Source organism: Streptomyces sp. WMMB303 (assembly GCF_029351045.1).
Lineage (GTDB): Bacteria > Actinomycetota > Actinomycetes > Streptomycetales > Streptomycetaceae > Streptomyces.
In genome coordinates this window covers 2,060,541-2,081,812 of record NZ_JARKIN010000001.1, presented here as the reverse complement: position 1 = coordinate 2,081,812, position 21,272 = coordinate 2,060,541, and the positions used below count along the sequence as shown (strand labels likewise).

Below are 21,272 nucleotides of genomic sequence, written 5' to 3'. Positions count from 1 at the left end.
TGTCGTCCGAGCGATCAGTTCGAGTGGTCAGTCCGAGTGGTCAGGAAGACCGACGAGCTGCAGAGTGCTCCGAGAGGGCGGTCAGCCCTTGAGGGTGGCCACGTGCTTGGCCAGCGCCGCCTTCTTGTTGGCCGCGTTGTTCTTGTGCAGGACACCCTTGCTGGCGGCCTTGTCGAGCTTCCGGGCGGCGACCTGCTGCGCCTCGGCCGCCTTGGCGGCGTCACCGGCGGAGACGGCCTCGCGGGTGCGACGGATCGCGGTCTTCAGCTCGGACTTCACGGCCTTGTTGCGCTGCCGGGCCTTCTCGTTGGTCTTGATCCGCTTGATCTGGGACTTGATGTTCGCCACGAATGAGCCTTTGCGGTTCGGAGTTTTCAAACGCTGGTGCCGAGCAGGCACCCTTCAGTGCCATAAGGCACAGTCGGTCAGGCTACCAGCCGGGGCAGCACCCCTCCCAATCCGGTCGGTGCCCCGCGCGCATGGGACCATGGGATGCGACACACCCGTCTCGACGGGCCCGCACCGGGCCGCCGAAGGTGTTCGAGACCTCGCCGCAAGAACCGACAGCCCGAAACCGACAGGCCAGAACCGACAGGACACTGCGTGCCCGCGACCCCAACGAACGCGCCGGAGCCGAGCCGTACCGACCCGGCGCTGATCCGTAACTTCTGCATCATCGCGCACATCGACCACGGCAAGTCCACGCTTGCCGACCGGATGCTCCAGCTCACCGGCGTCGTGGACAAGAGGCAGATGCGTGCGCAGTACCTCGACCGTATGGACATCGAGCGCGAGCGGGGCATCACGATCAAGTCCCAGGCCGTGCGGATGCCCTGGGCCCCCACGGACGACGCGGCCACCCCGCACGTCCTGAACATGATCGACACCCCCGGGCACGTGGACTTCACCTACGAGGTCTCCCGCTCGCTCGCGGCCTGCGAGGGGTGCATTCTCCTCGTGGACGCCGCGCAGGGGATCGAGGCGCAGACCCTCGCCAACCTCTATCTGGCGATGGAGCACGACCTCACGATCATCCCCGTGCTGAACAAGATCGACCTGCCCGCGGCGCAGCCGGAGAAGTTCGCCGCCGAGCTGGCGCACCTCATCGGCTGCGAGCCGGGTGACGTACTGCGCGTCTCGGCCAAGACCGGTGAGGGCGTCGAGGAGCTGCTGGACCAGGTCGTGCGCCAGGTCACCCCGCCGACCGGGAACGCGGAAGCGCCGGCTCGCGCGATGATCTTCGACTCGGTCTACGACGCGTACCGCGGTGTGGTCACCTACATCAAGGTCGTCGACGGGATGCTCGGCAGGCGCGAGCGGATCCGGATGATGTCCACCGGGGCCACCCACGAGCTGCTGGAGATCGGTGCGAACTCACCGGAGATGACGCCCGCCGACGGACTGGCCGTGGGCGAGGTGGGCTATCTGATCACCGGTGTGAAGGACGTCCGCCAGTCCAAGGTGGGCGACACGGTCACGCTGCTGGCCAAGGGCGCCGAGGAGCCGCTTCCCGGCTACAAGGACCCCAAGCCGATGGTGTTCTCGGGGCTGTACCCGCTGGACGGCTCCGACTACCCCGAGCTGCGCGACGCCCTGGACAAGCTGCTGCTCAACGACGCGGCGCTGACCTACGAGCCGGAGACGTCAGCGGCGTTGGGCTTCGGCTTCCGGGTGGGCTTCCTGGGACTGCTGCACCTGGAGGTGATCCGGGAGCGGCTGGAGCGGGAGTTCGGCCTCGACCTGATCGCCACGGCACCCAACGTGATCTACCGCGTGGAGATGGAGGACGGCACCGAGCATGTGGTGACCAACCCCAGCGAGTTCCCCACCGGGAAGACCGCCACGGTGCACGAGCCGGTGGTGCGGGCGACGCTCATCGCGCCCAGCGAGTTCATCGGCGCGATCATGGAATTGTGCCAGTCGCGGCGCGGCTCCCTGCAGGGCATGGACTATCTGTCCGAGGACCGGGTGGAGCTGCGGTACACGCTGCCGCTCGCGGAGATCGTCTTCGACTTCTTCGACGCGTTGAAGTCCAAGACCCGCGGCTACGCCTCGCTGGACTACGAGCCGACCGGCGAGCAGACGGCCGACCTGGTCAAGGTCGACATCCTGCTCCAGGGCGACAAGGTGGACGCGTTCTCCGCGATCGTGCACAAGGAGAAGGCGTACTCCTACGGCACCCGGATGGCCAACAAGCTGCGCGAGCTGATCCCGCGGCAGCAGTTCGAGGTACCCATCCAGGCGGCTGTCGGCGCCCGCATCATCGCTCGCGAGACGATCCGCGCGATCCGCAAGGACGTCCTGGCCAAGTGCTACGGCGGCGACATCTCGCGGAAGCGGAAGCTGCTGGAGAAGCAGAAGGAAGGCAAGAAGCGGATGAAGGTCGTCGGGCGGGTGGAGGTGCCGCAGGAGGCGTTCATCGCGGCGCTCTCCAGCGACGACTCCGGCGGCGACGCCAAGGCCAAGGCCAAGAAGTAGCCCGGTGCGCCGCGGGGGCGGCCGGTCCGCGCCCCGGCCGCCTCCCCGCCGTCGACGGTCCGGGCCGGCGGCTCTGTCACCGGTGTCCGTGTGCGCTCCGCAGCAGCCCCCTTACGTAGCGGTAGACCCCTTACGTAAGGGGGCTGCTGCCTTTACTCTGATCACTGCTCAGTAGTTACTCGTGAGTCAATAAGCGCGAGCCGACACGCAGCAGGACGAGAAACAGGACGACGAAGCAGGACGCGGGTCCCGGAGGATGTCGTGAGCGACACACAGTCCCTGATCGAGAACCGGCCGCCTTCCGTGGCCACGCTCTTCCTGGAGCGGGTCGAGGCCACACCCGACGCGGAGGCGTACCGCTATCCGGTGATCCGGCCCGCGGGCGAGGGCGAGGGCCCGGACGAGTGGCGCTCCTACAGCTGGCGCGAGGCGGCCGAGCGGGTGTTCTCCATCGCCGCGGGGCTCATGGACCTGGGGGTGGGTCCCGAGGAACGGGTCGGCATCGCCTCCAGCACCCGGATCGAGTGGATCCTCTCCGATCTGGGCGTTCTGTGCGCGGGCGCCGCCACCACCACCGTCTACCCCAGCACCAACGACTCCGAGACGGCGTACATCCTCGCCGACTCCGACAGCAAGGTGCTGATCGCCGAGGACGCCGAGCAGCTCGCCAAGGTCCGCGCGCACCGGGACGAGCTGCCGAACCTGGCGCACGTGGTGCTCGTCGACGGGGAGCCCGGGGCCGAGGACGCGGCGGGTGACTGGGCGCTGAGATTCGCCGAGCTGGAGCGGCGGGGCGCCGCCTACCGGGAGAAGCATCCCGACGCCATCACCGAGACGGTGCAGGGGCTGCGCTCGGACCAGTTGGCCACCCTCATCTACACCTCCGGTACGACCGGAAAGCCGAAGGGTGTCCGGCTGGCACAGGACGCCTGGTCGTACATGGCTCGCGCGGTGCCGCAGACGGGCCTGCTGAACAGTGACGACGTGCAGTACCTGTGGCTGCCGCTGGCGCACGTCTTCGGCAAGATGCTGATCTCCGTGCAGATCGACTCCGGGCACGTCATCGCGGTGGACGGCCGGGTCGACAAGATCATCGACAATCTCCCGGTCGTCCAGCCGACGAAGATGTGCGCGGTTCCGCGAATCTTCGAGAAGGTCTACAACGGCGTCGCGCAGAAGGCGCGGGCCGGCGGCGCTGCCAAGTACCGGATCTTCCAGTGGGCGGCCGAGGTGGCCCGTGAGTACGCACGGACCACGCAGGACAACCAGCGCCGCACCGGGGTGCCGGACGCGCCGGCCGGGCTCAAGGTCAAGCACGCGCTGGCCGACCGGCTCGTCTACAGCAAGCTGCGGGACGCGTTCGGCGGCCGGATGGTCGGCTGCGTCTCCGGTTCGGCCGCGCTCGCACCCGATCTGGGCTACTTCTTCGCCGGTGCCGGCATCCCGGTCCTGGAGGGCTACGGACTCACCGAGTCGTCCGCCGCCAGCTTCTGCAACCGCACCGACAACTTCCGCACCGGCACCGTCGGCAAGCCGATGCCCGGCACCGAGGTGCGCATCGCGGACGACGGCGAGATCCTGCTGCGCGGCCCCGGCATCATGCAGGGGTACCACGGGCTGGCGGACAAGACCGCCGAAGTGCTGGAAGAGGACGGCTGGTTCCACACCGGTGACATCGGCGAGCTGTCGGACGACGGCTACCTGCGGATCACCGACCGCAAGAAGGACCTGATCAAGACCTCCGGTGGCAAGTACATCGCGCCGGCCGAGGTGGAGGGCCAGTTCAAGGCGATCTGCCCGTATGTCTCCAACATCCTGGTGCACGGCGCGGGCCGGAACTACTGCACCGCCCTGATCTCACTGGACGAACCGGCGATCACGGCGTGGGCGGCGGACCGGGACGACCTCAGGGGCAAGCCCTACGCCGAGGTGGTCGCCTCCGAGCAGGTGCGCGCCCTGGTGGACGGCTATGTCGAGCAGCTCAACGCGGGGCTCCAGCGCTGGCAGACGGTCAAGAAGTTCCGGGTCCTGCCGCGCGACCTGGACATCGAGCACGGTGAGCTGACGCCCAGCCTCAAGATGAAGCGCCCGGTGGTGGAGCGGGAGTACGGCGAGCTGATCGAGGAGATGTACGAGGGCGCTCGCGAACGCTGAGCCCGCGGGCCGCGGACTCGCGGCCCGCCGGGTGGCGTTCCACCGTCGACAGCCGCCCGGCGCAGTCGTCCGGGAGGCGGTGCGACCGGCGGTTTCCGCGGCGCGGATCACCCTCGCGCTGTGCTGTCTCGAGACCATCCATCCCGGGCAACACCGTCATCCCGGGCAACACCGTATCCAGCAGCACCAGCGCGCACTCCTGCCGCGGTAGCGCCCGGTATCGCCTCCCGGTCCGCCCGTACCGGCGGCACCGGAGCATCCCCGAGCACGGCCTCCGGCTCCGAGGAAAAGAGCAGAGTATCCGGCGGCCGGGCGATGTCAACCGGGCACGGGCGTGAGCGGCAGTCTTCGGCCAACCATTTCCGTGACTCGGCGCATATGAGCGGGCCCCTTCTGTCACCCTTGCTCTACCGCGCCGAGCGGTGAGGGAACGGCCGGGGGATGTGTGCCCGGGGAAGGCCCGGGAGGGTGCGATGAACAGCGGGTACGAGGTGCGGATGGCGCAGCCGGTGGAGAGGGCGGACGGCGCCGAGGCGGACACGGGGAGCGCGGTGCGCGGCGGGGGCGGGATGCCGCATGCCGTGCGGACGGAACTGCCGGGCAACGCGCTCGCGGCGGGGGCTGCGCGCCGCTTCGCCCGGGTGGCGCTGGGCCGGTGGGGCGTGCATGGCACCCCCGCGGACGACGCGGTACTGCTGGTGAGCGAACTGGTCACCAACGCGGTGGTGCACGCGGGAACATCGGTCGCGCTGGAGTGCCGTTACGCCGCGGGGGTCCTCTACACGGAGGTCGCCGACCGTCACCCGGCCCGTCGGGTGGCCGCGCATGGTGAGGAGGGGCACGGTCTGCGGCTGGTCGGTGCGCTCGCCAAGGAGTGGGGTATCAGCTACCGCAGGGACCGCAAGTCGGTGTGGTTCCAGCTCGGTACAGCGGCCGTCCACCCTCCGGGCGCAGACGCAGACGCAGACGCAGACGCAGATGCAGATGCAGACGCAGACGCAGACGCAGACGCGGACGTCGGTGCGGACGCGGACGTCGGCGCAGAGGCAGCCGCGTTCATACGAGCAGCCGCTGAGGCCGCACGGGAGACGGACGCCGCACGGGAGAGGCCGCGCGGGCCCGTGCCGCGTGACACCCCGGCCGCCGGCGCCGCTCCCGGCGGTGCCCGGCACGAGGCGCCCGGCGAGGGCCTCCCGCCGGGCCCGCACCCGTGGCCGCCCGGGGGCCCGCCGGACGGGCCGGGCGGCGCCGCGCTCGCCGCCCGGTGCCCGACGCCCCGGCTCCCGCACCGGGACTGGATGTGCAACGGCGCGCTCTCCTTCCTCGCCGAGGCGTCCGACCTGCTGGCCGGGCACACCGACGAGGACAGGGTCGCCTCGCTCGCCGGACAGCTGATGGTGCCCCGCTTCGCCGACTGGTGCGCTGTGTGGCTGCGGGACGACGAGCGCTCCCGGCTGCCCCGGCTGGCCCGGGTCTGGCACGCGCAGGAGGGCCGGATCGAGGAGTTGCGGGCCCGGCTCGCCGAGGAACCGCCGGCCCCCGTCGGGCGGGTGCTGCCGGGGCAGGCGTCCCCTTGGCGCCGGCCGGAAGATGCCGCGGCGGGCGGCGGCAGCGGCGCCTCGGCCCAGTGCGATCTGGTCGTCGGCGGCCGCCCGGTCGGCACGCTGGTGATCGGACGCGCCGGACTGCTGCGGATACCGGACGAAGTGCTGGGCCTGGTGGAGGACTTCGCCCGCCGGGTGGCGCTCGCGGTGCTCTCCGCCCGCCGCTACGCGCTCCAGGAGAACATCAGCCGGATCCTCCAGCGCGGGCTGCTGCCCAGCGAGGAGATGCACGTACCCGGCCTGGACACCGCGCTGGTCTACGAACCGGCCGGTGAGGGCACCTGGGCGGGCGGCGACTTCTACGACCTGCTGCGGTTGCCCGACGGCCGCTGGCGGTTCGCACTCGGTGACGTATGCGGCAACGGCCCCGAAGCCGCCGTGGTCACCGGACTGGCCCGCCCGGTGCTGCGGCTGCTGGCCCGCGAGGGCCACTCCGTACCCGAGACCCTGGACCGGCTCAACCGGGAGGTCGGTGAGCAGGCCCGGTTCCTGTCCGTCGTCTACGGGGAACTCGCCTTCCGCGACGGCCTGGTGGACTGCACGCTCACCTGCGCCGGGCATCCGCTGCCGCTGGTCCGGGACGCCGCGGGGCAGGTGCGGACCGCCGCGCTGCCGCAGTTACTCCTCGGGGTCGCCCAGCAGGTCGGCTACGAGTGCCAGTCCTTCACGCTGCACCCCGGTGACACGCTGCTGTGTGTCACCGACGGGGTGACCGAACGGCGCTGTGGCCGTCGGCTGTTCGACGACGGCGACGGGCTGGCGGCGTGCTTCGCCGACTCCGCGGGGCTGGACGCGGGCGGGACGGCCGAGCGGCTGCGCCGCGCGGTGTACGCCTTCGCGCCGGATCTGCCCGCCGACGACCTCGCGATGCTGGTGCTGCGACTGCCGGAGGCCACCGGCGCCGCCGCCGTCGCGCACACCGGCTGACCGGCCGGCACCGCGTGCTCCGCGCCCTGGCGAGGCCGGCTCAGTCCACCAGGTCCCGGACGACCGCGTCGGCCAGCAGCCGGCCGCGCAGCGTGAGTACGGCCCGGCCCGCTTCGTACGGTCCCGGTTCCAGCAGCCCGTCGGCGCGGGCTTGGGCGGCCGCCCGGACGCCCTCGGGGGCCAGCAGCGAGAGGGGACAGCCCTGCCGGAGCCGCAGCTCCAGCAGGATCCGCTCGACCCGCCGGTCCTCCTCCTCCAGCAGTTCCCGGCCCGCACCGGGTGAGCGGCCCTCGGCCAGCGCCCGCGCGTAGCCGGCCGGGTGCTTGACGTTCCACCAGCGCACCCCGCCGACATGGCTGTGGGCGCCCGGCCCGGCCCCCCACCAGTCGGCGCCCGTCCAGTACAGCTCGTTGTGCCGGCACCGGGCTGCCGGGTCGCCCGCCACCGCCCAGTTGGAGACCTCGTACCACTCCAGGCCGGCGGCGGTCAGCCGTTCCTCGGCGATCAGATAGCGGTCGGCGTGCACGTCGTCGTCGGTCATCGGCACCTCGCCGCGCCGCACACGCCGGGCGAGCCGGGTGCCCTCCTCCACGATGAGCGCGTACGCCGAGATGTGGTCCGGGCCCGCGGCCAGCGCGGCGTCCAGGGAGGCGCGCCAGTCCTCGTCCGTCTCGCCCGGCGTCCCGTAGATCAGATCCAGGTTCACGTGCGCGAAGCCCGCTTTGCGGGCCTCGGCGACGCACTCCTCCGGCCGCCCGGGAGTGTGGGTGCGCTCCAGCACCCGCAGCACGTGCTCGCGTGCGCTCTGCATGCCGAAGGAGATCCGGTTGAACCCCGCCTCCCGCAGTTCGGCCAGGTAGCCGGGGTCCACCGAGTCCGGGTTCGCCTCGGTGGTGATCTCGGCGTCCTCGGCCAGGCCGAACTCCTCCCGGACGGCCGCCAGCATGCGGCCCAGATCGGCGGCGGGCAGCAGGGTGGGGGTGCCGCCGCCGACGAACACCGTCTGGACCCGGCGCGGATCCTCGCCCAGCGCCCGGCGGGCCAGCCGGATCTCCTCGGTGAGGCTGTGCGCGTAGTTCTCCTGCGAGGCGGCCACCCCGCCGTCGGCGCCGCGCAGCTCGGGCGCGGTGTAGGTGTTGAAGTCGCAGTAGCCGCAGCGGGTGGCGCAGTACGGGACGTGGAGGTAGACACCGAGCGGGCGTGCGCTGTCGGCGCCGCGGGTCAGTGCGTGCGGGGGGAGCGAACCGTCGAACGGTACGGGCTCGCCGTCGGGCAGTGCGGAGGGCATCCGTCCATTGTCCCCGGTCCGCGCGCGGACGCGGCAGCCGCCGGTTCCGGGGGAGCAGCACGCGCCCGTGGGCCCGTGCCCGGCGCGGCTCGCCGGGACGGTCAGGCGCCGTCCGGGGCCGTCACGAAGTCGATCAGTTCCTCCACGCGGCCCAGCAGCGCCGGCTCCAGGTCCTGGTAGCTGCGCACCCGCCCCAGCAGCCGCTGCCAGGCGGCGCCGGTGTGCTCCGGCCAGCCGAGGGCGCGGCAGACGCCGGTCTTCCAGTCCTGGCCGTGCGGAACGCGCGGCCAGGCCCGGATGCCCGCCGACGCGGGTTTCACGGCCTCCCAGATGTCGATGTACGGGTGCCCCACCACCAGCACGTGGTCCCCGCAGACCTCCGCGGCGATCCCGGACTCCTTCGAGCCGGGCACCAAGTGGTCCACCAGCACGCCGAGGCGGGCTCCGGGGCCGGGCGAGAACGCCTCCACGACGGCGGGCAGGTCGTCGACGCCCTCCAGGTACTCCACGACCACGCCCTCGATGCGCAGGTCGTCGCCCCACACCTTCTCGACCAGTTCGGCGTCGTGCCGCCCCTCGACGTAGATCCGGCCGGCGCGTGCCACCCGGGCCCGGGCGCCCGGTACGGCCAGCGAGCCGGAGGCCGTCCGCTGCCGCCCGGCCGGGGCGCCCGCGCCGGGCCCGCCGCCGGGCGCGGGCCGCACCAGCGTCACCGTCCGCCCCTCCAGCAGGAAGGCCGCTGCCGCCATGGGGAAGACCCGGTGCTTGCCGAAGCGGTCCTCGAGGGTGACGGTCGGGCCCTCGGCGGTCTTCTCGCACCGCACGACAGCCCCGCAGAACCCGGTGCTGACCTCCTCCACCACCAGGTCCGGCTCGGCGGCCACCTCCGGCACGGCTCGGGGCCGCTTCCACGGAGGGGTCAGGTCCGGGTTGTCGTAACGGCTGCGCATGCCGCTCATTCTGCTACGTGCCCCGCGGCCCGCCGCCCGCCCTACGGCGCGGAGCGGCGCGCCAGCTCGTCCCGCTGCGTGCGCACGAACGCCGCGTCGACCAGCGCCCCGTGCCCCGGCACGTACACCGCGTCCTCGCCGCCGAGGGCCAGCAGCCGGTCCAGCGCGGCCGGCCAGCGGGCGAGATGGGCGTCCGCACCGGCCTGCGGTGCACCGGACTCCTCGACCAGGTCGCCGCAGAAGACGACGTCGGGGGAGCCCGGCACCAGAACGGCCAGGTCGTGCTCGGTGTGCGCGGGACCCACGTTCACCAGTACGACCTCGCGTCCGCCCAGGTCGAGGGTGAGTTGCCCGCTGACCGGATGGTGCGGGCGCACCAGCACGTCGGCCGCCTCGCCCGCCTCGTCCTCCAGCAGGCCGTGCGCCACGGCGTCGTCCCGCAGTGCGTCGGTGCCGCGGGCCAGCAGTTCGCGGACGCCGACGGCCGCGTACACCTGGGCGCCGGAGAAGACGGCGGTGCCGAAGATGTGGTCGAAGTGCGGGTGGGTGAGGACGATCCGGGTCACCCGGCGCCCCAGCAGCGCGGCCACGTCCGCACGGATTCCGGCGCCCTCCCGCAGGCTGGACCCGGTGTCGACGAGCAGCGCGCCGCTGTCCCCGGTGACGGCGCCGACCGTCGCGTCCCACTGCGGCAGCCTGCGCCGCAGCACCCCGGGGGCGATCCGCTCCCAGCGGCTGTCGGCGGCCGACGGGTCCTGCCTGGCGTCTTCTGCGAACGGCTGCATGGGACGACGCTAACCGCAGCGCCCGTACGCTGCGCTCCCGGCCGCTCCGGAAGCCGCGTCCGGAAGCCGCGTCCGGAAGCCGCGTCCGGAAGCCGCGCCCGGGAGCGTGGGCGGGGTACCGTCGGGCCCGCGGGCGGGCGGCCCTTGCCCCGGCTGTGGTGACCGGCCGTACACTGGCCCAGGGGCTTGGCACTCCGGTACGACGAGTGCCAGAGGGCAGCCGCCGGAAACGGGACCTCGGACCAGCGGCCGGACGGGAGGTGTGCGCCGTGCTCAGCGAGCGACGACTTGAAGTGCTCCGCGCCATCGTCCAGGACTACGTCGGTACGGAGGAGCCGGTCGGCTCCAAGGCCCTCACCGAGCGGCACAACCTCAAGGTGTCCCCGGCCACGGTCCGCAACGACATGGCGGCGCTGGAGGACGACGGGTTCATCGCCCAGCCGCACACCAGCGCGGGCCGCATCCCCACCGACAAGGGGTACCGCCTCTTCGTCGACAAGCTCGCCGGGGTCAAGCCGCTCTCCTCGCCCGAGCGCCGGGCGATCCAGAACTTCCTGGAGGGCGCCGTCGACCTCGACGACGTCGTCGGCCGCACGGTGCGGCTGCTGGCGCAGCTCACCCGGCAGGTGGCCGTGGTGCAGTACCCGTCGCTGACCCGCTCGACGGTGCGGCACGTGGAACTGCTCGGGCTGGCTCCCGCGCGGCTGATGCTGGTGCTGATCACCGATACCGGCCGCGTCGAGCAGCGGCTGATCGACTGCCCGGCGCCGATCGGCGAGGCGGTGCTGGCCGACCTGCGAGCCCGGCTCAACAGCCGGGTGGTCGGTGAGCGGTTCACCGAGGTCCCCTCCCTGGTGCAGGACCTCCCGGAGGCGTTCGACGCCGACGACAGGGGCACGATCCAGACCGTGCTGGCCACCCTGCTGGAGACCCTGGTCGAGGAGACCGAGGAGCGGCTGATGATCGGCGGAACCGCCAATCTCACCCGCTTCGGGCACGACTTCCCGCTCACCATCCGGCCCGTTCTGGAGGCGTTGGAGGAGCAGGTCGTGCTGCTGAAGTTGCTCGGAGAAGCCAAGGATCCGGGTATGACCGTACGAATCGGGCATGAGAACCAGCACGAGGGGCTGAGTTCCACATCGGTCGTCTCGGTCGGTTACGGTTCGGGCGACGAAGCAGTCGCCAAACTCGGCGTGGTCGGACCGACCCGCATGGACTACCCCGGAACGATGGGAGCTGTACGCGCAGTGGCACGGTACGTCGGACAGATCCTGGCGGAGTCATAAGGTGGCGACGGACTACTACGCGGTCCTCGGCGTGCAGCGTGACGCCTCGCAGGACGAGATCAAGAAGGCGTTCCGCAGGCTCGCGCGCGAGCTGCACCCGGACGTCAACCCGGATCCGAAGACCCAGGAGCGGTTCAAGGAGATCAACACCGCCTACGAGGTGCTCTCGGACCCGCAGAAGAAGCAGGTCTACGACCTGGGCGGGGACCCGGCCTCGGGTGCCGCGGGCGGCGGCGCCGGCGGCTTCGGCGGGGGCTTCGGCAACTTCAGCGACATCATGGACGCCTTCTTCGGCACGGCGGCGCAGCGCGGTCCGCGCTCGCGCACCCGCCGGGGCCAGGACGCCATGATCCGGCTGGACATCGACCTGGAAGAGGCGACGTTCGGCACCACCAAGGAGATCCAGGTCGACACGGCTGTCGTCTGCAACTCCTGCAGCGGCGACGGTGCCGCGCCCGGCACCTCGGCGCAGACCTGCGACATGTGCCGCGGCCGGGGCGAGGTCTCCCAGGTCACCCGGTCCTTCCTGGGCCAGGTCATGACGTCCAGGCCGTGCCCGCAGTGCCAGGGTTTCGGCACCGTGGTGCCCACTCCGTGCCCGGAGTGCGCCGGGGACGGCCGGGTGCGCTCGCGGCGCAGCCTCACCGTGAAGATCCCCGCCGGTGTCGACAACGGCACCCGCATCCAGCTCTCGGGCGAGGGTGAGGTGGGACCGGGCGGCGGCCCGGCCGGCGATCTGTACGTGGAGATCCACGAGAACTCCCACTCGACCTTCCAGCGTCGCGGCGACGACCTGCACTGCACCGTCACCATCCCGATGACGGCGGCGGCGCTGGGTACGAAGGTGCCGCTGGAGACGCTGGACGGCATGGAGGAGATCGACATCCGTCCCGGTACCCAGTCCGGCCAGTCGGTCCCGCTGCACGAACGCGGCGTCACCCATCTGCGCGGCGGAGGCCGGGGCCAGCTCATCGTGCACGTCGAGGTGACGACTCCGACCAAGCTGGAGGCGGAGGAGGAGGAGCTGCTGCGGCGGCTGGCCAAGCTCCGCGGCGAGGAGCGGCCCACCGGCCAGTTCCAGCCCGGGCAGCAGGGGCTGTTCTCGCGCCTGAAGGACGCCTTCAACGGACGCTGAGGGCGGCCGGCGGCGGTCCCCGGCCCCCGGGTCGGGGCCGGGGGGCGGTGCGCCGGGGCCGTACAGGGGACGTGACAGGATGTGGTCATGTCCACCTCGCCGCCTTCGCTCTCCGAGCTGACTGCGCACCCCCTCATCCAGGCGCCGATGGCGGGTGGGGTCTCCCGCCCCGAGCTGGTGGCGGCGGTGTGCGAGGCCGGCGGACTGGGCTTCCTGGCCGCCGGATACAAGACGCCGGAGGCGATGTACGAGGAGATCCGGCAGCTCCGGCAGCTCACCGGGCGCCCGTTCGGCGTCAACCTGTTCATGCCGCAGCCCCGCACCGCCGACCCCGCCGCGGTGGAGGTCTACCGCGAGCAGCTCGCCGGTGAGGCCGCCTGGTACGAGACGGAGCTGGGCGATCCGGAAGGCAAGACGGACGACGCCTACGAGGCGAAGCTCGCGGTCCTGCACGACGATCCGGTGCCGGTCGTCTCCTTCCACTTCGGCTGCCCCGCCCGCCGGGTGCTGGAGCGGTTCGCGGCGCTGGGCACCTGCACCGTCGTCACCGTGACCTCGGTCGCCGAGGCGCGGGTGGCGCAGGCGGCCGGTGCGCAGGCCGTGTGCGTGCAGGGCGTCGAGGCGGGCGGCCACCAGGGCACGCACCGGGACGATCCGCAGGACGGCCGGGGAAGCGCCGGTGTCGGGCTGCTGTCCCTGCTCGCGCAGGTCGGGGAAGCGATACAGCTTCCTCTCGTGGCCGCGGGCGGGCTGATGCGCGGTCGGCAGATCGCCGCCGTGCGCGCGGCGGGCGCCGTCGCGGCCCAGTTGGGCACCGCGTTCCTGGCCACCGCGGAGTCCGGCGCCCACCCGCTGCACAAGCGGGCGCTGACCGACCCGCTGTTCACCCGCACCGAGCTGACCCGGGCTTTCTCGGGGCGCCCGGCACGGGGGCTGGTCAACCGCTTCGTGCGCGAGCACGGCCCGTACGCGCCGGCCGCCTATCCGCAGGTGCACTATCTGACGGCCGGGCTGCGCCGGGCGGCGGCGAAGGCGGGCGATCCGCAGGCGATGGCGCTGTGGGCGGGGCAGGGGCACCGGCTGGCCCGGGAGTTGCCCGCCGGGCAGCTCGTGGAGGTGCTGATGGCGGAGTGCGACGAGGCACGTGCCGAGCTGCGGGAGGCGGGATCGTGAGCGCGCCGGTGTTCCTGGCCGACGCCGGGCTGCTGCGGCCCGGCACGGTGGTGCTGGACGGTCCGGAGGGGCGGCACGCGGTCGCGGTCCGCCGGCTCCGGCCCGGCGAGGAGGTCGTCCTCACGGACGGCGCGGGCACCGGTGCGTACGGGAGCGTGACCGCGGCCGAGGGCAAGGACCGGCTGGAGGTCGCCGTCCGCGAGGTGCGTACCGAGCCCGCGCCCCGTCCCCGGATCACCGTCGTCCAGGCGCTGCCCAAGGGCGACCGCGGGGAGCTGGCCGTGGAGACGATGACGGAGACGGGGGTGGACGCCGTGGTGCCGTGGGCGGCGTCCCGCGCGGTCACCCGGTGGAAGGGGGAGCGGGCGGCCAAGTCGCTCGCCAAGTGGCGGAACACGGCGCGGGAGGCGGGCAAGCAGGCCCGGCGGCTGCGGTTCCCCGAGGTGGCCGGGTTGGCCGCCACCCGGGAGGTCGCCGCGCTGCTGGAGGCCGCCGACTTCGCCGCGGTGCTGCACGAGGAGGGCGGCACGCCGCTGGCTTCGGCGGCCCTGCCGGAGGCGGGGGAGATCGTGCTGGTCGTCGGCCCGGAGGGTGGGGTCGCGCCGGAGGAGCTGGAGGTCTTCGCGCGGGCCGGGGCCGCGCCGCTGCGGCTCGGGCCGAGCGTGCTGCGGACCTCCACGGCCGGTACGGCGGCCACCGCGGTGCTGCTCGCCCGGTGCGGGCGGTGGGGGTGAGGGGCCGGCAGGACGCACCCGGGGCAGCGCCGTCCCTCGGGTAGCATCCCGGCATGGCTTCCAACGGAGAACCGCAGCAGGACTGCCTGTTCTGCAAGATCGTCGCAGGTGAGGTGCCCGCGACGCTGGTGCGGGAGACCGACACGACCGTCGCCTTCCGGGACATCAACCCCCAGGCGCCCACCCATGTGCTGGTGATCCCGAAGGCGCACTACCCGGACGCGGCGTCCCTCGCGGCGGCCTCTCCGGAGCTGATCGCCGACGTGGTGCGGGAGGCCGAGGAGGTGGCGGCGCTGGAGCGGATCGCCGTACCGGACGGCGGGCCCGGCACCGGGTACCGGGTGGTCTTCAACACCGGGTCCGGCGCCGGTCAGACCGTCTTCCACGCGCACGCGCACGTGCTCGGCGGCCGCGGTCTGGAATGGCCCCCCGGATGAGGTGCTGAGGCACGGTGTCGGCGCGCGAACTGGTCGTCCTGGGCACCGCCAGCCAGGTTCCCACCCGGCAGCGCAACCACAACGGGTACGTCCTGCTGTGGGACGGCGAGGGCATCCTGTTCGACCCGGGTGAGGGCACCCAGCGGCAGATGCTGCACACCACCGTCGCGGCGCACGATCTGACCCGGATCTGCCTGACCCACTTCCACGGCGACCACACCCTCGGCCTGCCCGGCGTCCTCCAGCACATGAGCCTCGACGGGGTGCCGCACGAGGTGACGGCCCACTATCCCGCGAGCGGGCAGCGGTACTTCGAGCGGCTGCGGCACGCCACCCCGTTCCACGACACGCTCCGGCTGCGGGAGGCACCCGTGGCGGAGCCCGGCGTCCTGGTGGCCGCTTCCGGGCAGCACCTGACGGCCGCGGGCCGGGAGCGGTTCCCGGGAGAGAGCGGCGCCCGGCAGCGGGAGGTGCCCTTCACCCTGGAGGCGCGCAGGCTCTCGCACCGCATCGACACCTACGGCTACCGGCTGACGGAGCCCGACACGCGCCGGATGGTGCCCGAGCGGCTGGCCGGGCGGGGCATCAGCGGCCCGGACGTCGGCCGCCTCCAGCGGGAGGGGGAGCTGCGGGGGGTGCGGCTGGAGGAGGTCAGCGTGCCGCGCCGCGGGCAGCGGTTCGCCTTCGTCATGGACACCCGGCTCTGCGACGGGGTGCGGGACCTGGCCGAGGGCTGCGACCTGCTCGTCATCGAGTCGACCTTCCTGCGGGCCGAGACGGAACTGGCCGAGGTCTCAGGCCATCTGACGGCCTTCCAGGCGGGCCGGGTGGCGGCCGAGGCGGGCGTACGCCACCTGGTGCTCACACACTTCTCGCAGCGCTACCAGGACACCGCGCTCTTCGCGGCCGAGGCCCGCGCGGCCGGGTTCCGGGGCGAACTGACCGCGGCGCGTGACCTGATGCGTGTGCCCGTGCCCCCGCGCGGCTGAGGTGCGCGGACGACGAGTTCCCGGGCCGGACCGGCAGCGAGGCCCGACGCGGCGTCAGAAGCCGAGTCGGCGCAGCTGCTTGGGGTCGCGCTGCCAGTCCTTGGCGACCTTGACGTGCAGATCGAGGTAGACGGGGGTGCCCAACAGGGCCTCGATGTGCCGGCGCGAGGTGCTGCCGACCTCCTTGAGGCGCTTGCCCTTGGGGCCGATGACGATGCCCTTCTGGCTGGGGCGCTCCAGGAAGATGTTGGCGTGGACGTCGAGCAGCGGCCGGTCGGCGGGCCGGTCCTCGCGGGGCACCATCTCCTCGACCACCACCGCGATCGAGTGCGGCAGCTCGTCCCGCACCCCCTCCAGCGCCGCCTCACGGATCAGCTCGGCGACCATGACCTGCTCCGGCTCGTCCGTCAGGTCCCCGTCCGGGTAGAGCGGCGGTCCTTCGGGCAGCAGCGGCACCAGCAGCTCGGCCAGCAGGTCCACCTGGGAGCCCTCGGTGCCGGAGACCGGGACGATCTCCGCCCACTCGATGCCCAGCTCCCGCCCGAGCTGGTCCACAGCGAGCAGCTGCCGGGCGAGTGCCTCCTGGGAGACCAGGTCGGTCTTGGTGACCACCGCGACCTTCGGCGTCCGCTTCTTCAGCTCCGCCAGCTCGCCCGCGATGAAACGGTCGCCGGGGCCGATCTTCTGGTCGGCCGGTACGCAGAAGCCGATGACGTCGACCTCCGCCCACGTGGTGCGCACCACGTCGTTGAGGCGCTCGCCGAGCAGGGTGCGGGGCTTGTGCAGGCCGGGGGTGTCCACCAGGACGAGCTGCGCCTCCGGGCGGTGCACGATGCCGCGCACCGTGTGCCGGGTCGTCTGCGGGCGGGTGGAGGTGATCGCGACCTTCGTGCCCACCAGCGCGTTGGTCAGCGTCGACTTGCCCGCGTTCGGGCGGCCGACGAGGCAGGCGAATCCCGAGCGGTGCGGCGCCTCGCCCTGGGTGCGGCCTTCGGGGTCGCCGGTGGTGGCGGAGGATGCGTTCATGACGACCATTGTCCCTGATGGACGGTGTGGCCCCGGCCGCCGAGGTCCCGCCCCGGTGACCGGCGGCAGAGGGGCCCGTCCGGCGGCTCAGCCGGCCGGTACCGTCGAGTGCACCTCGCCGTCCGGGCCCGCGAGCAGCACCGGGGTGGCCGGCCCGCCCAGGTCGCGCACGGTCGCCAGGTCCTCGGCCGGGACCTGCGCCGCCTCCGAGACCACGGCCGCGGCCTCCAGGGACGTGGCACCCGAGGCCACCGCCATGGCCACGGCCGTGCGCAGCGCCGACAGCCGCAGCGAGGGCAGCGCCACCGATCCGGCGACGTAGGTGCGGCCCGTCTCGTCCCGGACGGCGGCACCCTCCGGGACGGCGTTGCGGGCGCGGGCGCTGCGCGCCAGGGTGACGATCTTGCGGTCCTCCGGGGTCGGCCCCGCGGTGCTCTGGTCGCTCATGACGGCGAGCATATGCGCTGCCCGCGGCGTCCCGGCGGCCGCCTCAGCCCGCGACCTGCCGGAGGGCCGCGCGGCGGGCCTCCGGCTCGGCCAGTCGCTGCAGTTTCTCGGCCGTGCCGGTACCCGGGATCGGGTTGTGCAGGATGAGCCGCAGATCGGGGCGGGCCGGTACCTGGAGTGTCGTCGACTCGAAGTGCAGCGCGCCCACGGCCGGATGGTCCAGCTCCTTGACCCGCTGGCCGGGGCGGCACACATCGCCCAGCTCCCACAGCGCCCGGAACTCCTCGCTGCCCGCCAGCAGGTCCGCCAGCAGCAGCTGGAAACCCTCGTCCGCGGGCCACTCGGCGAGGGAGGCGCGCAGTTCGGCCACCACACCCGGCGCGTTCTGCTCCCAGCTGACCGCGCGGGCCCGGTACCGCGCGTCGCAGAAGAAGTTGATGATGCAGTTCTCCTGCGCGTTCATGCCCATCACCAGTTGCGCCGACGCGTTGAGCCCGACGGCGCTGTAGTACGGGTCCATGATGTGCGCGGGGTAGGGCATCCAGCTGTCCATCAGCCGCTGCATCCCGGCGCACAGGTAGTCGGGGTCGTACTCCGACTCGGGCAGCGGCGGGTTGAGTCCGGCCAGTACGTACAGGTGCCGCCGCTCGGCGGGGCTCATCCGCAGCACCCGCGCCACCGCGTCGAGGACCTGCGGCGAGACGGTGATGTCCCGGCCCTGCTCCAGCCACTGGTACCAGGAGGCGCCCACCCCGGCGAGCACCGCGACCTCCTCCCGGCGCAGCCCCGGTGTCCGGCGCCGGGCACCGCCGTCGGGCAGCCCCGACTCGGCGGGCGAGACCCGCGCCCTGCGCGAGCGCAGGAACGTGCGCAACTCCTGGCCGCGCCGGAGTCTCTCCGGCCGGCTCCCCCGGGCACTGGCCACCTGTTCCCCTCCCTGAGTGGTGGTGCGGGCACCACCATAAACAGCAGCTCCCCACGGCGTGTTCCGCGCCAGCAGGCTGTGATCATGCCAACGACCGCTTCTGCACCGGAGACGGCCGCGCCCGCGTCCGTACCGGTCTCCCCTCCCGCCGCCCACCGCTTCACCCCGCGCGAGATCCTGCTGCTGGTGGTGCTGTGCGCCTCGCAGTTCCTCGTCGCGCTCGACTTCTCCGTCCTGAACGTCGCCCTGCCCGTCCTCGGTCCCGACCTGGGGCTGGGCGAGGCGGGACTGCAGTGGGCCGTGACCGCTTTCGCGCTGCCCACCGGCAGCTTCCTGCTGCTCTTCGGGCGGCTGGGCGACCAGCTCGGCCGCCGCCGCACCTTCCTGACCGGCCTGGCGCTCTTCACCGGGGCCTCGGTGCTGGCCGCCCTCGCGCCCACCGCACCGCTGTTCCTGGCGGGCCGCGCGCTGCAGGGGCTCGGCGCCGCCGCGCTGGTCCCCACCGGGATGGCCCTGATCACCACTTCGTTCGCCGAGGGGCCCGAGCGGACCAAGGCGCTGAGCATCAACGGCTCGCTGATGGCACTGGGCTTCACCGTCGGCATGGTCGTCGGCGGTGTGCTGACCGACACGCTCGGCTGGCGCTCCACCATGGGCCTGCTCGGTGTCGGCGGACTCCTGGTGCTGCTGGTGGCGCCCCGGCTGCTGACCGAGAGCCGGGGCGCGCGGACCCGGCTGGACGTGCCCGGCGCGCTGACCGTGACCGGTGGACTGTTCGGGGTCGTCTACGGGCTGTCCACCGCCGCCGAGGAGGGCTTCGGCCGCCCGGACGTGCTGGGCGCGATCGTCGCCGGACTGCTGCTGCTCGTGGCGTTCGTCCGGGTGGAGGCACGCAGTGCCGAGCCGCTGCTGCCGCTGTCGCTGCTGCGGCGTCCCACTGTCGCCTTCGGCAACCTCGCCGGGCTCGCCACCGTCTCGATGATGACCGCCGTGGTCTTCCTGATGACGCTCTACCTGCAGGAGTTGCTGGACGTCTCCCCGCTGGTCTCCGGGCTCGTCTTCGGAGTGCAGGGCCTCGCCTCCGTCGCCGGCGGCGCCCTCGCGCCCCGACTGGCCCGCAGGTTCGGCGCGCCGCGCACCCTCGCGCTCGGGCTGCTCGGCCAAGGCGTGCTGACGGCCGCGCTGCTGGGCCTGGGCACCGAGCGCGGACTGTGGCTGGTGGTGCTCGCCATCTCGCTGGCCAGCGGACTGCATCTGGTGGCCGTCGTCACCTACGGCGTCACCGCCACCTCGGGCCTCGATGACGCGGACCAGGGCCGGGCCACCTCCCTGGTCACCAGCGCCATGCAGCTCGGGCTGGCGCTCGGCATCCCGCTGCTGAGCGCCCTGTCGGTCGGCCGGGCCGCGGCACTGCGGGACGCGGGCACGCCCGCTGCCGAGGCCGCGCTGGGCGGCATCAAGCTGGGCCTCGCCGCCGACGCCGCCGTTCTGCTGGCCGTCGGAGCGCTGGTGGCCCTCGTGCTGGGCCGCACACGGGCCGCACGTGTCCCACGGGAGACGGCCTGACCTTCCTGACCTGCCTGACCGGTCGGGGCCGATCCGGATCGGTCAGCCGGTTGGTTCAGCCGTCCTGCTCGGGCGGGACGGTCGGGTTGGGCGTGCGCCCGGCCGTCACCTCCTCCAGCCGCTCGGTGGCCGTCCGGGCCGCCCGGCGGGCGAGCCCGGTGTCGCCGTCACCGACGGAGAGCAGGGCCACCCCGGTCGTGGACTGCTTCACCCGCGACAACACCAGGTCGAGGGTGAGCTGCTGCCCGTCGGCCGGGCCGCCGCGGGCGGTGCCGCGCAGCCGGGCGCACGCGCTGTCACCGCCCGGCCCGGCCTTCAGCGGGGAGACGGTGAAGTCGACGGTGACCGCCTCGTTCTCGGCGGTGAACGTCCGGCAGCTCGCCCGCACACTCCGGAAGGTGCTCAGCGCCCGCTTCGAGCCGTCGCCGCCCTCGCCGTCGTAGGAGGCGACCTCGCTGGAGAGATACGGGCCGTCCGCGCTCCCGCGGTAGCCGCGGGACGCGGCGGTCCGCGCCTCGTGCCGCTCCGCGTCGCCGCGGAGCACGTCGAACAGCCGCCGGCAGTTGCGGTCGTCGGTCCGCAGTTCCTCGGGGGCGGCCCCCGCCGGTGCGGCGTCGGCCAGGTCCGCGTGCCGCCATCCGGCGGGCAGACTGCCCTCGGCCAGCAGCGCGGCGCGGGCCTGCTCCGCGCTGAGCGGCCCGGCCACCTCCGAGGGCGAACCGGTCGGGGTGGCGCCGGACTTCGACGGCGGCGGCGAGGGCGAGACGGTCTCGGCGGACTCCGCGCCGCCGTCCCCGCCGCACCCCGCCAGGGACAGCACGGTGACGGCGACGGCGGTGGCGGCGAGGCGAGAGCGGCGTGCAGCGGGCATGGGAGCGCCTTTCGGGACGGTCTGCCCTCCAACCCACCAGCGCCGGCCCCCGGCCGCGATCCGACGGCCGCCGAACAGGTGATCGCGGCGGCCGTCCGGGAGGTGTCAGTCCCGGCCCAGTCGCAGCCGCTCCCAGCGCGGCAGTCCGGCCACCACCAGGTCGTAGGAGTCCTCGATCATCTCCCGCACGGTCCGGTCCGACAGGCTCCCGTCCAGCTCGACGGTGTTCCAGTGCCGTTTGTTCAGGTGTACGCCGGGGCGCACCGCCGGAGTGGAGGCGCGCAGCCGCACCGCGATCTCCGGATCGCACTTGAGACTCACCCGGAGCGGCTCCTCGTCCAACCCGCTGAAGGCGAAGATCTTCGCGCCGACCTTGAAGGTGGACAGGCCCGGGTTCGCGGGGAAGGGGTGGTCCTCCCACGCCCCGTTCTGCTCCAGGCAGCAGGCTCTGAGCTGGTCCGGCGTCATGCCTTCAGCGTAGGGGGCGCGCCGCCCGG

The 21,272-nt window shown here is 73.1% G+C and carries 19 protein-coding genes; 10 read left to right on the top strand and 9 right to left on the bottom strand.

What is annotated here, in order from left to right; translation table 11 throughout:
• Positions 1–81: 81 nt before the first annotated feature.
• Positions 82–348, bottom strand: a complete 267-nt coding sequence (gene rpsT, locus P2424_RS09495; RefSeq protein WP_074998680.1) for a 30S ribosomal protein S20 — start codon at positions 346–348, stop codon at positions 82–84.
• A gap of 255 nt (positions 349–603) precedes the next feature.
• Here rpsT and lepA point away from each other — a divergent pair, with 255 nt between their 5' ends.
• The 3 genes from lepA (at position 604) to P2424_RS09480 (ending at position 7,163) form a co-directional block, all read left to right on the top strand.
• Positions 604–2,478, top strand: coding sequence for a translation elongation factor 4 (gene lepA / locus P2424_RS09490; RefSeq protein ID WP_276475341.1), 1,875 nt, complete (start codon positions 604–606; stop codon positions 2,476–2,478).
• Between the two features lie 261 nt (positions 2,479–2,739).
• A complete protein-coding gene (locus P2424_RS09485) occupies positions 2,740–4,632 on the top strand; it encodes an AMP-dependent synthetase/ligase (protein WP_276475340.1) in 1,893 nt (630 codons plus the stop codon).
• Positions 4,633–5,105: 473 nt separating this feature from the next.
• The gene (locus P2424_RS09480; protein ID WP_276475339.1) at positions 5,106–7,163 is read left to right on the top strand and encodes a SpoIIE family protein phosphatase; all 2,058 of its coding nucleotides are present in this window, start codon (positions 5,106–5,108) and stop codon (positions 7,161–7,163) included.
• Positions 7,164–7,203: 40 nt separating this feature from the next.
• Here P2424_RS09480 and hemW read toward each other — a convergent pair whose 3' ends face one another.
• From hemW to P2424_RS09465, 3 genes are all read right to left on the bottom strand, one after another.
• Entirely contained in the window at positions 7,204–8,451 is a 1,248-nt protein-coding gene (hemW, locus tag P2424_RS09475; protein WP_276475338.1) for a radical SAM family heme chaperone HemW, read from the bottom strand.
• Between the two features lie 101 nt (positions 8,452–8,552).
• Complete coding sequence (locus P2424_RS09470; RefSeq protein WP_276475337.1) at positions 8,553–9,401, bottom strand: DUF3097 domain-containing protein; 849 nt, start codon at positions 9,399–9,401, stop codon at positions 8,553–8,555.
• Positions 9,402–9,442: 41 nt separating this feature from the next.
• Positions 9,443–10,186, bottom strand: coding sequence for an MBL fold metallo-hydrolase (locus P2424_RS09465; protein ID WP_276475336.1), 744 nt, complete (start codon positions 10,184–10,186; stop codon positions 9,443–9,445).
• 269 nt (positions 10,187–10,455) lie between these two features.
• On the opposite strand from P2424_RS09465, the gene hrcA reads away from it, so the two are divergent.
• From hrcA to P2424_RS09435, 6 genes are all read left to right on the top strand, one after another.
• Positions 10,456–11,472 (top strand): heat-inducible transcriptional repressor HrcA, encoded by a 1,017-nt coding sequence (gene hrcA / locus P2424_RS09460; RefSeq protein WP_026004907.1) that lies wholly within the window; start codon positions 10,456–10,458, stop codon positions 11,470–11,472.
• 1 nt (position 11,473) lies between these two features.
• Positions 11,474–12,607: a molecular chaperone DnaJ gene (gene dnaJ, locus P2424_RS09455; RefSeq protein WP_276475335.1), complete on the top strand. Its 1,134-nt coding sequence runs from the start codon at positions 11,474–11,476 to the stop codon at positions 12,605–12,607.
• Positions 12,608–12,694: 87 nt separating this feature from the next.
• Positions 12,695–13,780: a nitronate monooxygenase gene (locus tag P2424_RS09450; RefSeq protein ID WP_276475334.1), complete on the top strand. Its 1,086-nt coding sequence runs from the start codon at positions 12,695–12,697 to the stop codon at positions 13,778–13,780.
• A complete protein-coding gene (locus tag P2424_RS09445; protein ID WP_276475333.1) occupies positions 13,777–14,514 on the top strand; it encodes a 16S rRNA (uracil(1498)-N(3))-methyltransferase in 738 nt (245 codons plus the stop codon). Before P2424_RS09450 ends, P2424_RS09445 begins: the two co-directional genes overlap by 4 nt.
• Positions 14,515–14,567: 53 nt before the next feature.
• Entirely contained in the window at positions 14,568–14,951 is a 384-nt protein-coding gene (locus P2424_RS09440) for a histidine triad nucleotide-binding protein (protein WP_276475332.1), read from the top strand.
• Positions 14,952–14,965: 14 nt separating this feature from the next.
• Positions 14,966–15,940 (top strand): ribonuclease Z, encoded by a 975-nt coding sequence (locus P2424_RS09435; protein ID WP_276475331.1) that lies wholly within the window; start codon positions 14,966–14,968, stop codon positions 15,938–15,940.
• A 54-nt stretch (positions 15,941–15,994) separates the two neighbouring features.
• Here the strand turns inward: P2424_RS09435 and era are convergent, their stop codons facing one another.
• From era to P2424_RS09420, 3 genes are all read right to left on the bottom strand, one after another.
• Positions 15,995–16,966 (bottom strand): GTPase Era, encoded by a 972-nt coding sequence (gene era, locus P2424_RS09430; RefSeq protein ID WP_276475330.1) that lies wholly within the window; start codon positions 16,964–16,966, stop codon positions 15,995–15,997.
• A gap of 87 nt (positions 16,967–17,053) precedes the next feature.
• Positions 17,054–17,425, bottom strand: coding sequence for a cytidine deaminase (locus tag P2424_RS09425; protein ID WP_276475329.1), 372 nt, complete (start codon positions 17,423–17,425; stop codon positions 17,054–17,056).
• A 31-nt stretch (positions 17,426–17,456) separates the two neighbouring features.
• A complete protein-coding gene (locus tag P2424_RS09420) occupies positions 17,457–18,338 on the bottom strand; it encodes a helix-turn-helix transcriptional regulator (protein ID WP_276475328.1) in 882 nt (293 codons plus the stop codon).
• An 84-nt stretch (positions 18,339–18,422) separates the two neighbouring features.
• Here P2424_RS09420 and P2424_RS09415 point away from each other — a divergent pair, with 84 nt between their 5' ends.
• Complete coding sequence (locus P2424_RS09415; protein WP_276475327.1) at positions 18,423–19,904, top strand: MFS transporter; 1,482 nt, start codon at positions 18,423–18,425, stop codon at positions 19,902–19,904.
• Positions 19,905–19,959: 55 nt separating this feature from the next.
• On the opposite strand, the gene P2424_RS09410 is transcribed toward P2424_RS09415, so the two are convergent.
• Both P2424_RS09410 and P2424_RS09405 read right to left on the bottom strand, forming a co-directional pair.
• Positions 19,960–20,775 carry a hypothetical protein gene (locus P2424_RS09410; RefSeq protein WP_276475326.1) on the bottom strand — a complete coding sequence of 272 codons (816 nt, stop codon included), beginning with the start codon at positions 20,773–20,775 and terminating at the stop codon, positions 19,960–19,962.
• Positions 20,776–20,880: 105 nt separating this feature from the next.
• Positions 20,881–21,243, bottom strand: coding sequence for an MmcQ/YjbR family DNA-binding protein (locus tag P2424_RS09405; protein WP_276475325.1), 363 nt, complete (start codon positions 21,241–21,243; stop codon positions 20,881–20,883).
• Positions 21,244–21,272 lie beyond the last annotated feature (29 nt).

Bases quoted from the DNA above. Each gene is read 5' to 3' on its own strand.
- P2424_RS09440 (WP_276475332.1), top strand. From the start codon at position 14,568: ATGGCTTCCAACGGAGAACCGCAGCAGGACTGCCTGTTCTGCAAGATC.
- P2424_RS09405 (WP_276475325.1), bottom strand. From the start codon at position 21,243: ATGACGCCGGACCAGCTCAGAGCCTGCTGCCTGGAGCAGAACGGGGCG.
- P2424_RS09480 (WP_276475339.1), top strand. From the start codon at position 5,106: ATGAACAGCGGGTACGAGGTGCGGATGGCGCAGCCGGTGGAGAGGGCG.
- era (WP_276475330.1), bottom strand. From the start codon at position 16,966: ATGAACGCATCCTCCGCCACCACCGGCGACCCCGAAGGCCGCACCCAG.
- P2424_RS09465 (WP_276475336.1), bottom strand. From the start codon at position 10,186: ATGCAGCCGTTCGCAGAAGACGCCAGGCAGGACCCGTCGGCCGCCGAC.
- P2424_RS09410 (WP_276475326.1), bottom strand. From the start codon at position 20,775: ATGCCCGCTGCACGCCGCTCTCGCCTCGCCGCCACCGCCGTCGCCGTC.
- hemW (WP_276475338.1), bottom strand. From the start codon at position 8,451: ATGCCCTCCGCACTGCCCGACGGCGAGCCCGTACCGTTCGACGGTTCG.
- P2424_RS09425 (WP_276475329.1), bottom strand. From the start codon at position 17,425: ATGCTCGCCGTCATGAGCGACCAGAGCACCGCGGGGCCGACCCCGGAG.
- P2424_RS09415 (WP_276475327.1), top strand. From the start codon at position 18,423: ATGCCAACGACCGCTTCTGCACCGGAGACGGCCGCGCCCGCGTCCGTA.
- P2424_RS09470 (WP_276475337.1), bottom strand. From the start codon at position 9,401: ATGCGCAGCCGTTACGACAACCCGGACCTGACCCCTCCGTGGAAGCGG.
- P2424_RS09450 (WP_276475334.1), top strand. From the start codon at position 12,695: ATGTCCACCTCGCCGCCTTCGCTCTCCGAGCTGACTGCGCACCCCCTC.